Source organism: Thiothrix litoralis (genome assembly GCF_017901135.1).
GTDB classification, from domain to species: Bacteria; Pseudomonadota; Gammaproteobacteria; order Thiotrichales; family Thiotrichaceae; genus Thiothrix; species Thiothrix litoralis.
In genome coordinates this window covers 1,911,641-1,924,752 of the sequence record NZ_CP072801.1, presented here as the reverse complement: position 1 = coordinate 1,924,752, position 13,112 = coordinate 1,911,641, and the positions used below count along the sequence as shown (strand labels likewise).

14 protein-coding genes are annotated in these 13,112 nt (G+C 51.7%); 11 read left to right on the top strand and 3 right to left on the bottom strand.

Translation table 11 applies throughout. The features are described 5' to 3' along the window. Positions 1 to 82 precede the first annotated feature (82 nt). From J9253_RS09330 to J9253_RS09305, 6 genes are all read left to right on the top strand, one after another. On the top strand, positions 83 to 826 hold the full coding sequence (locus J9253_RS09330) for a hypothetical protein (RefSeq protein WP_210224314.1): 744 nt from the start codon (positions 83 to 85) through the stop codon (positions 824 to 826). Positions 827 to 895: 69 nt separating this feature from the next. Beyond that, positions 896 to 2,374: an ATP-binding protein gene (locus J9253_RS09325; protein WP_210224313.1), complete on the top strand. Its 1,479-nt coding sequence runs from the start codon at positions 896 to 898 to the stop codon at positions 2,372 to 2,374. 11 nt (positions 2,375 to 2,385) lie between these two features. Continuing rightward, positions 2,386 to 3,072: a response regulator gene (locus J9253_RS09320; protein WP_210224312.1), complete on the top strand. Its 687-nt coding sequence runs from the start codon at positions 2,386 to 2,388 to the stop codon at positions 3,070 to 3,072. Between the two features lie 113 nt (positions 3,073 to 3,185). After that, positions 3,186 to 3,593, top strand: coding sequence for a periplasmic heavy metal sensor (locus J9253_RS09315; protein ID WP_210224311.1), 408 nt, complete (start codon positions 3,186 to 3,188; stop codon positions 3,591 to 3,593). 41 nt (positions 3,594 to 3,634) lie between these two features. Then, on the top strand, positions 3,635 to 3,991 hold the full coding sequence (locus J9253_RS09310) for a hypothetical protein (protein ID WP_210224310.1): 357 nt from the start codon (positions 3,635 to 3,637) through the stop codon (positions 3,989 to 3,991). Between the two features lie 302 nt (positions 3,992 to 4,293). After that, positions 4,294 to 5,199, top strand: a complete 906-nt coding sequence (locus tag J9253_RS09305) for an OmpA family protein (protein WP_210224309.1) — start codon at positions 4,294 to 4,296, stop codon at positions 5,197 to 5,199. A gap of 51 nt (positions 5,200 to 5,250) precedes the next feature. Here J9253_RS09305 and J9253_RS09300 read toward each other — a convergent pair whose 3' ends face one another. Beyond that, on the bottom strand, positions 5,251 to 6,402 hold the full coding sequence (locus tag J9253_RS09300; protein WP_210221241.1) for an RNA-guided endonuclease InsQ/TnpB family protein: 1,152 nt from the start codon (positions 6,400 to 6,402) through the stop codon (positions 5,251 to 5,253). Between the two features lie 185 nt (positions 6,403 to 6,587). On the opposite strand from J9253_RS09300, the gene J9253_RS09295 reads away from it, so the two are divergent. The 3 genes from J9253_RS09295 (at position 6,588) to J9253_RS09285 (ending at position 11,082) form a co-directional block, all read left to right on the top strand. Further along, positions 6,588 to 7,748 carry a mechanosensitive ion channel gene (locus J9253_RS09295; protein WP_210224308.1) on the top strand — a complete coding sequence of 387 codons (1,161 nt, stop codon included), beginning with the start codon at positions 6,588 to 6,590 and terminating at the stop codon, positions 7,746 to 7,748. Between the two features lie 213 nt (positions 7,749 to 7,961). Further along, positions 7,962 to 8,933, top strand: coding sequence for a YiiX/YebB-like N1pC/P60 family cysteine hydrolase (locus tag J9253_RS09290; RefSeq protein WP_228291557.1), 972 nt, complete (start codon positions 7,962 to 7,964; stop codon positions 8,931 to 8,933). Beyond that, a complete protein-coding gene (locus J9253_RS09285; protein WP_228291577.1) occupies positions 8,827 to 11,082 on the top strand; it encodes an acyl-CoA dehydrogenase in 2,256 nt (751 codons plus the stop codon). The genes J9253_RS09290 and J9253_RS09285 overlap by 107 nt, the downstream gene beginning before the upstream one ends. Positions 11,083 to 11,092: 10 nt before the next feature. On the opposite strand, the gene J9253_RS09280 is transcribed toward J9253_RS09285, so the two are convergent. Both J9253_RS09280 and J9253_RS09275 read right to left on the bottom strand, forming a co-directional pair. Continuing rightward, positions 11,093 to 11,446, bottom strand: a complete 354-nt coding sequence (locus J9253_RS09280) for a hypothetical protein (RefSeq protein WP_210224307.1) — start codon at positions 11,444 to 11,446, stop codon at positions 11,093 to 11,095. A 122-nt stretch (positions 11,447 to 11,568) separates the two neighbouring features. Further along, positions 11,569 to 12,225 (bottom strand): cupin domain-containing protein, encoded by a 657-nt coding sequence (locus tag J9253_RS09275; RefSeq protein ID WP_210224306.1) that lies wholly within the window; start codon positions 12,223 to 12,225, stop codon positions 11,569 to 11,571. A gap of 158 nt (positions 12,226 to 12,383) precedes the next feature. On the opposite strand from J9253_RS09275, the gene J9253_RS09270 reads away from it, so the two are divergent. Together J9253_RS09270 and J9253_RS09265 are read left to right on the top strand one after the other, a co-directional pair. Beyond that, positions 12,384 to 12,641 carry a FitA-like ribbon-helix-helix domain-containing protein gene (locus J9253_RS09270; protein ID WP_210224305.1) on the top strand — a complete coding sequence of 86 codons (258 nt, stop codon included), beginning with the start codon at positions 12,384 to 12,386 and terminating at the stop codon, positions 12,639 to 12,641. Next, complete coding sequence (locus tag J9253_RS09265; protein ID WP_210224304.1) at positions 12,638 to 13,054, top strand: type II toxin-antitoxin system VapC family toxin; 417 nt, start codon at positions 12,638 to 12,640, stop codon at positions 13,052 to 13,054. The genes J9253_RS09270 and J9253_RS09265 overlap by 4 nt, the downstream gene beginning before the upstream one ends. The last annotated feature ends 58 nt before the right edge of the window (positions 13,055 to 13,112 follow it).

Here is a 13,112-nt window from a genome sequence, read left to right as displayed (position 1 = left end):
AAATCCTTGTTGCTGATAATCTGATAAGAATTTGCTATCCTATTTTTTGTTCAAATAAATCTGATGATGGATGGGCTTGCACATGGCAACAATAAGATATGCTGTTCAAAACAATCGCCGCGAGCAAATGAAGCGCGAGTTGATTGGACTCGTCATAGGAACCTCGCTGTTAATGGCGGGTATGGCTTTCCTGTTTTCCCAAACGTTGGTAGCGAGTAGCCCGAGCACCAGTAATGCCAAGGCTGATGTTGAAGCCAAGCCAGCTAGCGCGGCGGCTAAACCAGTGACTGAACCAGCAGCGGTTACTCCTTCCCCTTTGGTAGCGGCGATACCTGTTGCTGATGCCTCTGCGTCGAAAGCGGATATTCCAGCACTGGCTTCCTTGGATATTGCGACGAGCAACCTGACGAGTGTGTCAGTGAATACGCCAGAGCCAGCAACAACTGTTATGCCCGAAACCAAAACAGTGGAAGCGCAAACCACTGAGGTCGTTGCACCGACAGAATCCGAAGCCTTACCTGCCGAAGAGAAGGTTGACGTAACCGCAACAGGCTCTACTGGCTGGATTTATGCCGGGCAGTTTGCCAATGGCAAATGGGCGGAGCAAGGGTTGAAAATCGGTGCTGAATTACCCGTTACAGGTAATAAGTATCCACTGAGCTGGTCGGCAACTGTGCGTGAACATGCCCCTGGTAAACAAAGTCAAAACGGTAGCAAGCTGGGTAAAGTAACAGGCAATCTGGCGGCTGGACGTGAAGTTGAAGTGGTGCAGGTTAAAAAGTCTGGTAGCAAAGGCCATGTATGGCTGGAAATCAGATACCAATAGTAACCAGCATTCAATAAATGGCGTTAAACGTGCAACTATTTTCCGGTTGCTAATGTCCAATGATGCACCATGATATTAAGTATCCGTACCAAACTGTTTATCGCCATTTTTCTCGCCTGCTTACTCATTGCAGGCGGGCTAGCAGGTATTTTGCAATACAGTTTGAAACGCAACTTTCTGGACTACCTGAATGAGCAGGAGAGCCGTTCCCTTCTCCAGTTAGAAGCCCGCTTGGTCGAGGTTTATGAGAGCCGTGGTGATTGGACGGAACTCGAGCGTAACTCGCGGCTTTGGACCTTTATTCTTGATAGTGCCGTGCGTAGCAGCTTTTTTCCGGCCAATGGTGACGACGCAGAGGGCGCTGATCCGCAGCTTTTGGCATCCCCACCCGGTTCTTATCGTGAGCCAAGTGGCAGACCGCCACCTCCCCCCCGCTCGCATATTGCGCAACGCATGGAACGTTTCATCAGTCGAATTGTACTGCTGGATGCCCAGCGTGCCATTGTCAAAGGCAATATCCGCCTTGATGTCCCTCAGGATTTACACGAACTTAAATCCAAGGGGAAAACCATCGGTTATCTGGGAATGCACCGCCGCCAACGCCTGACCGAAAAAGTGGATGTGGATTTCGCTGACCGTTTGCAACGCACCTTGTGGATGGTTGTATTGTTGTTGGCTTTACCCATGGCGGGGCTATTGTCCTTCCTGCTGGCGCGTCATTTGGGACGGCCGATTCAGGCACTTCGTAGGGGAACCCGCCAATTGACTGATGGAAATTATGCTTCGCGTATGCAGCCAGCGGGCCGTGATGAACTTGGCTTGTTGACCTGTGATTTTAATCAGTTGGCGGAGCGCTTGCAGCAGAATGAGGCTTCCCGCAAGCAGTGGATAGCGGATATTGCCCACGAACTGCGCACCCCGCTGGCGATTTTACGTGGTGAAATCGAAGCCTTGCAGGATGGCATCAACCAGCCGGATGCCAGCACGCTGGCCTCCTTGCATCAGGAAGTCAGCCACTTGCAACGCTTGGTCAGCGACTTGTACGACCTTTCCATGTCTGACAGCGGGGCACTCAGTTACCGAAAGGAAAGTCTCGATCTCATTGCGGTGTTGCAAGAAACCTTGGCTTTGCATAGTACCTCACTGGATGAACAACAATTGAGTGTCGATGTGAAAGGCTTAAACCAGCAGCCAGTATTGATTCAAGGCGATTCACAACGGTTGCAGCAATTGTTCAAAAACTTGCTGGAAAACAGCCTGCGTTACACCGACAAGCCGGGGCAGTTGCATATCAGTACCCAGCTCAAGGCTGGCTGGGTCGACATCCTGTTTGAAGATTCATCCCCCGGCGTCCCTGAGGATGCTTTACCCCGCTTGTTTGAACGCCTCTATCGGGTCGAAAGCTCGCGTAACCGCGCCACGGGTGGCGCTGGTATTGGCCTGAGCATTTGCCGCAATATTGTGGAAGCCCATGGTGGCAACATTAGCGCAGCGCATTCCACACTGGGTGGCTTGGAAATTCGGGTACACCTACCCCTGCAAAGTTGACGGATACCCACATGGAACAGATTCTGATTGTTGAAGACGAACCTAAAATTGCCGATTTGCTGCAAAAATACCTGCAAAACGCCAATTACCAAACCCACTGGCTCAATACTGGCCTTGGGGTAGGGGAGTGGGTACGCAAGGAACACCCGCAGCTTATCCTGCTCGACTTGATGTTGCCGGGGAAAGATGGTTTGGAAGTCTGCAAGGACATCCGCCAGTTTTCCCCCGTGCCGATTATCATGCTGACCGCGCGCGTCGAAGAGATCGACCGTTTACTGGGGCTGGAGCTGGGGGCGGATGATTACATCTGTAAACCTTTCAGCCCACGCGAGGTGGTGGCGCGGGTCAAGGCCGTGTTGCGGCGCTTGCAGGCATTCACTGCGCATGAGAGCGAAGGGGTTACGCTGAGTACTTCCTTGTTGGAGCTGGATCGTGATCGTTTGCTGGTCAAAGCAGGGCAGGGCGAAATTACCCTGACGTTGGTGGAATTCGAGTTACTCGCCACCTTAAGGCAACACCCCGGCAGAATTTTTGGGCGCGACCAATTGATGACCAAGGTTTATAACGATAATCGCATTGTGTCCGACCGTACTATTGACAGTCATATCAAAAAATTGCGAAAGAAACTCGCAGAAATTCTTCCAGATCAAGAGCTTATTCACTCGGTCTACTCGGTTGGCTACAAGTTCGAGCCGTAAGATCAGGCAACACTTCCACATTATTTGCACAATTACAGCAAATTTCGTGCGCAATGTGTGCGTAACATCCTCCTCAACGAAACACTTAACCAAGTCCTTAAAGGGGAATGAAGATGAAAAAAGCATTAATTGCAACAGCACTGATCGGCGTTATTGGTATGTCAGCGGCCTTCGCTGGTCATGGTGGCGGTGACTGCGGTGGTAAAGGTGGTCACGGCGGCTTTGGTGGTCGTGGTGGTGACAAAATGGGCGAAATGCTCACCGAAAAACTGAAACTGGATGACGCGCAAAAGGCTCAGCTTGAAACCATCAAGCAGGAGCAAGGCACTAAAATGGACGCCTTGCGCACACAAATGCAAGAGCAGATGAAAGCCTTGCGTGCTGAAAACGAAACCAAAATTGCGGCTATCCTGACACCTGAGCAGGCAACAACTTTCAAGCAAATGCAGGATGACCGCCAAAAACGCCAGCAAGAACGTCTGGAATCCATGAAAAAGCGCCTCGAAAGCAACACTCTCTAAACAACTTACAACATTAACAATTAAATAAGGAAAACTTACTCATGAAAAAAGCACTGATCATCACTTCACTGGTTGCCCTGCTGGGTGCGTCGGCTGTCATGGCTGACCAAGGCTTCGGCGGCGGCAGAGGCATGGATCGCATGAAAACCTCCTTGGGTCTGAGCGACACGCAAGCGGCACAAGTGGATAGCATCATGCAAGATCAACAAGCCAGAATGAAAGCGCTGCATGAGGAAACTAACCAACGCATTCAGGCGCTGTTGAACCCTGAGCAAGCGGCTAAATTCCAGCAAATGGAACAGCAACGTGGTGAACGCAAAGGCAACCGCATGGAGCGTTTCCAAGGCAATGAGCAAGCACCCGCCGCGCCAGAAGCAGGCAGCTACGGGAATTTCTAAGTTGGTTTGATTTTTATCGTCTGAGTTGATTTTGAGTCATATTTCACCTCGCTTAGGGCAGCCTTTTGGTTGCCCATTTTTTTGCCTACAAGAAAATATTTCTTATTTCAGTGATTTATATAATAAATGAAAAATATATATAATTGATAATGCCGCGATTAGCTAATGTAAATTTACGATAAAATACTATTAAAAAATCCTGCCTATTTGAAAATATTGTCTAGAATTAGCGTAGAGCATTGGTACTCATGAGTACGGATGATGTTTGTGCGAATAGAAAATAATCAGCATGGAAGGTGAATATGTTAGATAGTCCCTCGGATAATGATGACCTGACCCCAATGCAGGAATATGTGATTGCAGGTGGCGTTATTCTGTTGTTTGGGCTGCTGTATTGGTATTTAAACCATGGCTGGAATAGCGAAACAGCCCTGGCGACAGCACCAGCCCCCACTCAACAGAGCGTGAGGCTGGAGCCGGTAAAATTTTCTGCTGCTGCCGAAGCACCTACCGCCATGGTGGAACTGACTGTTGATGACAGCAAAACAAGCGTAACGGCACCGCCAAGGCAGGCAGTTGCACCAACTGTGGCAGCTACGACTACAGCCGCTGCCACTGTAGCAGCACCTGCGGCAGCATTGCCCACTAAAGCAGCCACTGAACCTGCTCAGGTAGTACCACCAGTAGCACCCGCTGTTCAGAGGGCCTCTTCCCCAGAATCAACGCCCGCACCAGCGGTACAAACAGAGAAACTGGCAGCAGCGCCGCAGATCACCACTTACACGCTCCCGGATGGTAGCAGCATCGACATTGGCAAAAGCAATTTTGGTATCGCCCTCAGGGATGCTATTGCCAACCATCAGACGGACAAGTCGATCGTCTTTGAAGGCATCCAGTTCGACTCGGGTTCAAGCAAACCGAATGTCGCATCGGGTCAACCACTCAAGGTTGTCATTGCTTTGTTGCACGCTAACCCGAGTATCAAGTTATTGATCCGTGGGCATACTGATGAAGTCGGTGCAGCCAAGGATAACACCGAATTGTCACTGGTACGCGCCAACGAAGTGGGTGTGGCATTGGTGCAAGCGGGTATCGACCGCAAACGTTTGCGCATTATGGGGATGGGCAGTTCAGAACCCATCAGCATTGATAACACGGATTCTGCGCGTCAGCGCAATCGGCGTATTGATGCGCTGATTCTCAAGTAACACAACCCTTGATTGACTACTCCCCACGGCTAAAGCCGGGGGATTCCTAATTCACCGAGAACAGGACGACGACACCGAAATGCCATCGCCACTAACATTCTCTCCAAAGGCTAACACCGCCAGCCCGGCGGCTAAAATGTTACGTGCTGCATTCACGTCACGGTCGTGGGTTGTGCCGCATTCGGGGCACTCCCACGATCGCACGTCCAGCGGCATGTTTTCTTTCACGAACCCACAGCAGGAACAGCGTTTAGTGGACGGGAAGAATCTCCCTATCTCAACGTATGTCCTCCCGTACCAGCCAGCTTTGTACGCAAGCTGGCGAGTGAACTCACCCCAACTTGCATCCGCAATGTGCTTGGCTAACGTTGGGTTCTTAATCATGTTCTTCACGGCGAGGTTTTCAGCACAAACCACTTGGTTCTCGTTAATCAGTTTGCGGGACAACTTGTGCAAGTTGTCCGAACGGTCATCGGAAATTTTCGCGTGAACACGGGCGACCTTGCGTTTAGCTTTCAACCGGTTCTTGCTGCCGAGTGTCTTCTTGGCAAGACGGCGTTGGTACTTCGCGAGTTTAGCCGCGTGTTGTGCGGTGTGGCGGGGATTACCGGATTTAAAACCGTCAGAGGTAACGAACAAATCCTTGATGCCCACGTCAATGCCTGCCTTTTTATCGGTGACGGGCAACAGCGTGGGTTCAAATTCACACAAGCAAGACACAAAATAGCGTCCGGCCTGATCTTTGGAAACAGTAACCGTGGTGGGGTCAGCCGGAAGTGCCTGACTCCACTTGATATTCAGCGGTTTATCGCACTTCGCCAGTTTCAATTCACCGTCACGGTAGCTGAACGCGCGGTACGTGAATTCAGCCGATTGGCGGTGCTTTTTAGATTTGAAGACAGGGTATTTTGCCCGACCTTCAAAGAAGTTTTTGAACGCCGTTTGCTGATTCCTCAAGCATTGTTGCAGCGGAACACTGGAAACGTCGTTCAGGAAAGTAGCTTCAGGCAGTTTTTTGATGGCAGTCAGTTGGGAACTCGCTTTCGTGTACCCAACTTTTTCCTGAGCCTGATAGTAGGCATCCGTGCGGTAACGCAAGATGCTGTTGTAAACGTAGCGCACACAACCGAACGTCTGAGCCAGCAACGTTTCTTGTTGTGGGTCTGGGTAGAATCGGAATTGGTAGGCGCGTTTAGTTTTCATTATTCACAAAATATCGTATATTTCGTGAAGAGTCAACAACCGAAGATAGCAAACCAAACGGAGGAGCGAGAAGAGGGTCGGCTGTCGCCGACGCGCTATCCCTCCCCATGCCTAAAGGCAGGGGTATCTCGCGCACGACTGATGAGTAAATTCATTTCACCACTTTTATTGACAGGAGTAACACTATGGATGGTCTTTCATCTTCTTTAAACGGTATGTTGGGCGGGCTTGCCTCCGGCAACTTGGGTCATGCCTTGATTGGCCTAGCTATTTTGGTCATCGGTTTGATCGTAGTCAGTTTTGTGGCGGGTTTCATCAAGCGTTTGCTGGGTAAAGTAGGCTTTTTGGCACGTACTAATTTGGCAAAACCCATCGCATCCCTGATCAAAGCGGTGCTAACCATCTTTGTGCTGATGGCTGTTTTGCAGCACTTCGGTTTAACCGATGTCTTGGCGCCGCTGAAAACCATGCTGAACAAATTCCTCGCGGCTATCCCGAATATTATTGGGGCAGGCGTTATTGCTTATGCTGGCTGGGTGATTGCTAAAATCGTCTCTGAATTGACCGGCGTAGCGTTGGGGCGCGTAGATCGTCAATTGGCACTGAAAATGGGTCATCAAAGCACGCAGGGCATGAAGCTTTCCAAAATTGGTAGCTCTTTCATGTTTGCCGCTATCTTGATCCCGATTGCGGTCAGCGCTTTGGGTGTGTTGAATATCCCTTCCATCACTGAGCCTGCTTCTGACATGCTGAACAAGCTGTTGGCGGCGATTCCAAACATTATTGGTGCCGCTATTATTCTGGCAGTGACATATTTTGTCGCCAAGTTTGTGATTTCCATGCTGAGCAGTGTGTTGGATGGTATCAATGTGGATGGTATGCCGCAAAAATTGGGTTTGACGGGTGTGTTTAGTGACAATTTCACCCCAACCAAATTGATCGGCAATGTCATTATGTTCTTTGCAATGTTGACGGCGGCAACGGCGGCGGTGAATACCTTGGGTATTGACATCATTTCCAATATCTTTGCGAAAGTACTGGAGTTTGGTGGCGGTATTCTGGTCGGTGGCGTTATCTTGCTGGTGGGTTATTTCCTCAGCACGCTGGCGTATAACAAGCTGAGCCAATACGGCAGCGCAGGTATTGCCAGCATCGCTCGTTTCGCTATTTTGGGTTTGGTATTGGCCATGGGTCTGCGGGCAATGGGTCTGGCGGATAATATCGTCAACATGGCTTTCGGCTTTACGCTGGGTGCTGTGGCGATTGCGGTTGCCTTGGCCTTTGGTTTGGGGGGTCGTGAGGCGGCTAAAACCATCGCCAATAACTGGGCTTCCAAGCTCAAATAAAATTGACCGTTTGATGTAAAAGAGAAGGGGTGTATTTGCATACACCCCTTTTTTTCGGGCGTAAGAAGCCGTTGGTCTGTAACGGAATTAAATCAGTAATTTAGTGGTCTATATGATCTAGAATCATGGAATAGTAGTATACATAAATAATCAGGTATTCCAGCAGGCGCGACTTTACTAGCCTGTGCCTGCGGAGATCCGTAGGAGTGAGATATGTTCGCCCAAATCCGCAAGAACACGTCTGGTTGTGCTGACTGGTTATGGCAGCAAGGCATCAACTGGCTGAACGCCACCCCGCGTGAAGACGATTTCAGTGCCTTGTGCAATTTTGAGTTCCTCGAACGTGAAATTCGTCCCGCTGATGTGATTCTATTCGCGGGTCAATCGCGCGTTAGCAAAGTTATCCAAACCGTGGTGTTGTCACCGTGGACACACGCGGCACTTTACATTGGGCGCATCAATGACATCCGTGACCCGAAAGCACGTTCCCGACTGGCAGCTTATTACGACGGTGACTTAAGCGAGCCGTTAGTGATCGAATCCTTGCTGGGAAAGGGTACTATCGTCACCCCGTTACGCAACTACCGCAAAGAACATCTGCGCATTTGTCGCCCCGCTACCCTGACTTGGCAAGATACCGATAAAGTCGTGAATTTCGGCATCGAACACCTCGGCATGGGTTACGATGTCAGGCAATTGCTGGATCTGGCACGTTTCATGTTCCCCTACGCGATTTTACCGCGCCGCTGGCGCTCAAGCCTGTTTCAGCATAATGCCGGGCAACCGACCCACATTGTGTGTTCCAGCATGATTGCCCGCTGTTTCCAGCAAGTGCATTACCCCATTCTACCGATTGTGCAAAATGAACAGCAGGATCAACTGCGTTTTTACGAGCGTGATTTCCGCCTGTTCACCCCCAGTGATTTTGACTACTCGCCTTACTTCGAGATTATTAAATACCCGGCTTGGAATGCAGGGCGTGAGCCTGCTTACCGCACCTTGCCGTGGCATCAAGAGGAGGAGCATCCCCATGAGTTGGTTAACAAAATACCGCCACCAGTACATCAGCCGCCCCGTCATGCGCCTGATGAAGCAACAATTACCGCCGATTTCGCAGACCGAACAGGACGCGTTGGACAGTGGCAACGTCTGGTGGGATTCCGAACTTTTTTCAGGCAAGCCTGATTGGTGCCGCTTACACGATTTGTCCATCAGCAAACTGAGCGTTGAGGAACAAGCTTTCCTTGATGGCCCCGTGGAAGTGCTGTGCCAACGTCTCGACGATTGGCAAATTACCCACGAACTCTACGACCTGCCGCCTGATATTTGGGCATTCCTCAAACAAAACCGCTTTTTCGGCATGATCATCCCCAAGGAATATGGGGGGTTGGGCTTTTCCGCGCTGGCACATTCGCAGGTGGTGATGAAGGTGTCCAGCCGTAGTGCCACGGCAGCGGTCACGGTAATGGTTCCCAACTCCTTGGGGCCGGGCGAATTGCTGATGAAATACGGCACGCAAGCGCAAAAAAATTACTACCTGCCCCGGCTGGCGGATGGGCGCGACATCCCCTGCTTTGGCCTGACTGGCCCGGAAGCGGGCAGCGATGCCAGTTCCATTCCCGATAGCGGGGTGGTGTGCCGTCAGGATTTCAATGGCGAAAAAGCCGTGCTGGGGATGCGCCTGAACTGGGAAAAACGCTACATCACGCTGGGGCCGGTGGCGACAGTCTTGGGGTTAGCGTTCCAGCTTTACGACCCGGATCATCTATTGGGTGACAAGGAAGAGCTTGGCATTAGCGTGGCGCTGATTCCCACCAACCATCCGGGCGTGGAAATTGGTACGCGCCATTTCGCGCTGGATATTCCGTTCCAGAATGGCCCTAATTACGGGCATGATGTGTTTATTCCGATGGATTGGTTGATCGGTGGGCAAGCGCAAGCGGGCAAAGGTTGGCGGATGTTGGTGGAATGTTTGGGCGAAGGGCGTGGCATTTCCCTGCCTGCGCTCTCGACCGGCGCTGCGAAAGTCGCCTCACGTTATACCGGCGCGTATGCGCGGGTGCGCCAGCAGTTTGGGATGCCGATCGGTTATTTTGAGGGGGTGGAAGAGCCGCTGGCGCGTATTCTCGGCAACACTTACTTGATGGATGCTGGGCGTATTCTCACCGCTACCGCTATCGACCAAGGGCAGCGACCGGCAGTGATTACCGCTTTGCTGAAGTACCAGTTGACCGAGCGGATGCGGCGGCTGGTTAATGATGCGATGGATATTTCCGGTGGGGCGGGCATTTGCATGGGGCCATCTAACTATTTGGCGCGTGCTTACCAGTCGATCCCGATCGGGATTACGGTGGAAGGTGCGAACATCCTCACCCGTTCGCTGATCGTATTCGGGCAGGGCGCGATGCGTTGCCACCCGTGGCTGCTGAAAGAAATCAAGGCGGTACAAGCCGATGATGTGGAGGCGTTCGATACTGCCTTTATGGGGCATGTGAAACACATTTTCAGCAATCTGGGGCGTAGTGTTTGGTATGGCCTGAGCAATGCCAAACTGGTGGCGCACGGTTCGCCCATGACCCGCGAGTATTACCGTCATTTGAGCCGCTTGAGCAGCCAGTTTGCCTTGTTGGCGGATTACGCGGCCTTGTCGTTGGGCGGCACGTTGAAACGGCGCGAACGTTTGTCCGGGCGTATGGCGGATATTCTGGCGAACCTTTACCTGTGTTCGGCGGTGCTCAAGCATTTCGAGGAGCAGGGTGAGCCGGAAGCGGATGTGCCGTTGATGGCTTACGCGTGCAAGTTGACCATTCATCGGGCGCAGCAGGCGATGCTGGCGGCGTTCCATAATTTGCCACACCCGTGGCTGGCGAAGATTTTGCGTGCCGTGATGTTCCCGTATGGCAAGCCGTTTAGCCCGCCGAATGATCAGTTGATTCATCAGGTGGCGCGTTTGGCGTTGGAGCCTTCGGCTACCCGTGATCGGTTGACTGATGGGATTTACATTACCAACGATCCGGCTGACCGCATGGGGCGGATTGAAGATGCCTTGCACAAAACACTGGCCGCCGCCGAACTCGAGAAACAGTTACGTAAGTTGATGAAGACGGGCAAGCTGGAAGCGCATACGACCGATGCGGCGATTGTTGAGGCGAAGGATAAAGGTTTGCTGGATAAATTCAGTGTGGAACGGCTGTTGGCAGCGCGGAAAGCGGTGGCGAATGCGATTCGGGTGGATGATTTCCCGGCGGAGTATTTTCGGAAGGGGGAGGCGAAGAAACCCCTCCCCAACCCTCCCCTTATCAGGGGAGGGAGTCAAGAGAGGGAGATGGGGTAGCTTTTATTTATTAAGCGCCGCAAGTAGTGGATTGATTGCTAGCTTGTTGCTGCCCGGATTGTTGTTGGCCTGAATCTTGGCCGCCAGCAGAAGATGAATCCGCGCCCTGCATTTTTTCCATCATGGTTTGCAGCAATTGCATGATCATTTCCATCATTTGCGACATAGTGTCGCCTTGCTCGCCGCCAGCAGCACCAGACTGGCCTGCTTGACCGGATGCGCCTTGAGAGCCGCAGCACTTGCTGCTGCCCTGTCCGCTCATGGCGTGGTTGAATTGTTGGACGCTATCAGCAGAAGGGGCTGAAGTAGGGCTGAGGCCAGTTTGTGAGGCTGCGCTGGAACCAATTCCATTGATGTTCATCATGATACGACTCCTTGTCGTGGGTTGGGAAATCCTGTGTGTACAGCCTACCGCAGATGTCCACGAAAAGGGGGTGTTGTGCAGACGGCTTGTCGGGGGATTAGCCTTGTTAGTCGGTTTGGGTGTTAAGTCGTGACTGGTAAGTGCCCGGTTTTTACCCAAATGATGGTTTCTTCATCGACGTAGGGATAGTGGCTGCTGAGGTGTGGGCTGCGTAACCAAGTGCCCGGCGGGTAGCTGCCGTGTTCGTCTTTGAATGTGCCTGAGAGCACAAAAATTTCTTCCCCGCCAAAGTGCCGATGTGGTTGGAAACGTTCACCCGCAGGCCAGCGTACTAGCGCGACATGTTCGTGCTCAAACTGATGCAGGGACATGACTTGTAAACCACCGATACCCGGCTGCCACGGTGTTTGGGCTGTGTCGATGCGCACGCTTTGCTGGTCACGGGGATCAAACTGCTCTAGCTTGACCAGCAGGGTACAGCCGGTTTTGCTGAAGGGGCTGTGGGCGCTGCGCGGAGGGTTGCGTAAATACGCTCCTTTGCCATAATCGCCGTTTTCATCAGAAAACACGCCATCCAGCACCAGAATTTCTTCACCTAGTGGGTGTTCATGGCGTGGGAAATGGCTGCCTGCGGCGAAGCGCACGATGCTGGTGGTGTGGCCGGATTCCGGGTTTTCGCGTTCTAGTGGCTTGCGGCCTACACCGTCTGCGGGGCTGTTGATCCACGGTATGTTGACGGTTTCGATCACGATGGGTTGGGTGAAATCCATATTCAGCATGGTTTTGTTACTCTCGAATGGTACTGTTGGCAGAGTGCTGTTTTGCTGGGGGAAAAGCAAATAGCCCCGTGAATTTTCGGGGTGGCTATCGGCAAGTTGGTATTCAATGAATGCGTTGCCTACAATGCTTAGTAAGCTCGCTACATGAGGTATTGACGATGGCAATGCTAACGATCCGCAATCTGGATGATGATCTTAAAACACAATTACGCATCCGTGCCGCGCAACATGGCTTGTCGATGGAAGAGGAGGTACGGCGCATCCTGCAACAGATTCTTGCGCCACAAACGCCACAAAAAGGCTTTGGGACTCGTGTGCACCAGCGGGTTATGGCGTTGAGCAATGGGGTCGATTTACCTTTGCCAAAACGCTCTTTGCCGCGTTCTGCACCTGATTTTTCCGGGGAAGCCGCATGATTTTGCTGGATACCAATGTCATTTCCGAGTTAATGAAGGCAAAACCCGAAGTCAATGTCTTGGCATGGGCTGATCAGCAACTGGATACGGATTTGTATTTTTCCGCCATCAGCAAAGGTGAAATTGAATGGGGTATCGCCTTGCTGGTAGATGGCAAGCGCAAGCAGCTATTGGCGGATGCGGCTATCGAAGTGTTCGCGATGTTTGAGGGGCGTTGTCTGGATTATACCTGCGATGTTTCGCCGTTTTATGTGGCGATTGCGATGTATTCAAAGCAGGTGGGGCGTCCGATGAGTGTGGAGGACATGCTGATTGCAGCGGTTGCACAGGCGAATGATGCGGTGCTGGCGACGCGCAATGTGACGGATTTTGATTTTCTACCGGGATTGCTGTTAGTGAATCCGTGGGAGTAATGAGAAGATTGGCGTTATAATCACAACAGGTTCACGTTTTACGCACAGGATAGACAAG

Excerpts from the sequence above, each read along its gene's own strand:
- J9253_RS09330 (WP_210224314.1), top strand. The coding sequence starts at position 83 with ATGGCAACAATAAGATATGCTGTTCAAAACAATCGCCGCGAGCAAATG.
- J9253_RS09325 (WP_210224313.1), top strand. The coding sequence starts at position 896 with ATGATATTAAGTATCCGTACCAAACTGTTTATCGCCATTTTTCTCGCC.
- J9253_RS09320 (WP_210224312.1), top strand. The coding sequence starts at position 2,386 with ATGGAACAGATTCTGATTGTTGAAGACGAACCTAAAATTGCCGATTTG.
- J9253_RS09315 (WP_210224311.1), top strand. The coding sequence starts at position 3,186 with ATGAAAAAAGCATTAATTGCAACAGCACTGATCGGCGTTATTGGTATG.
- J9253_RS09310 (WP_210224310.1), top strand. The coding sequence starts at position 3,635 with ATGAAAAAAGCACTGATCATCACTTCACTGGTTGCCCTGCTGGGTGCG.
- J9253_RS09305 (WP_210224309.1), top strand. The coding sequence starts at position 4,294 with ATGTTAGATAGTCCCTCGGATAATGATGACCTGACCCCAATGCAGGAA.
- J9253_RS09300 (WP_210221241.1), bottom strand. The coding sequence starts at position 6,402 with ATGAAAACTAAACGCGCCTACCAATTCCGATTCTACCCAGACCCACAA.
- J9253_RS09295 (WP_210224308.1), top strand. The coding sequence starts at position 6,588 with ATGGATGGTCTTTCATCTTCTTTAAACGGTATGTTGGGCGGGCTTGCC.
- J9253_RS09290 (WP_228291557.1), top strand. The coding sequence starts at position 7,962 with ATGTTCGCCCAAATCCGCAAGAACACGTCTGGTTGTGCTGACTGGTTA.
- J9253_RS09285 (WP_228291577.1), top strand. The coding sequence starts at position 8,827 with ATGCGCCTGATGAAGCAACAATTACCGCCGATTTCGCAGACCGAACAG.
- J9253_RS09280 (WP_210224307.1), bottom strand. The coding sequence starts at position 11,446 with ATGATGAACATCAATGGAATTGGTTCCAGCGCAGCCTCACAAACTGGC.
- J9253_RS09275 (WP_210224306.1), bottom strand. The coding sequence starts at position 12,225 with ATGCTGAATATGGATTTCACCCAACCCATCGTGATCGAAACCGTCAAC.
- J9253_RS09270 (WP_210224305.1), top strand. The coding sequence starts at position 12,384 with ATGGCAATGCTAACGATCCGCAATCTGGATGATGATCTTAAAACACAA.
- J9253_RS09265 (WP_210224304.1), top strand. The coding sequence starts at position 12,638 with ATGATTTTGCTGGATACCAATGTCATTTCCGAGTTAATGAAGGCAAAA.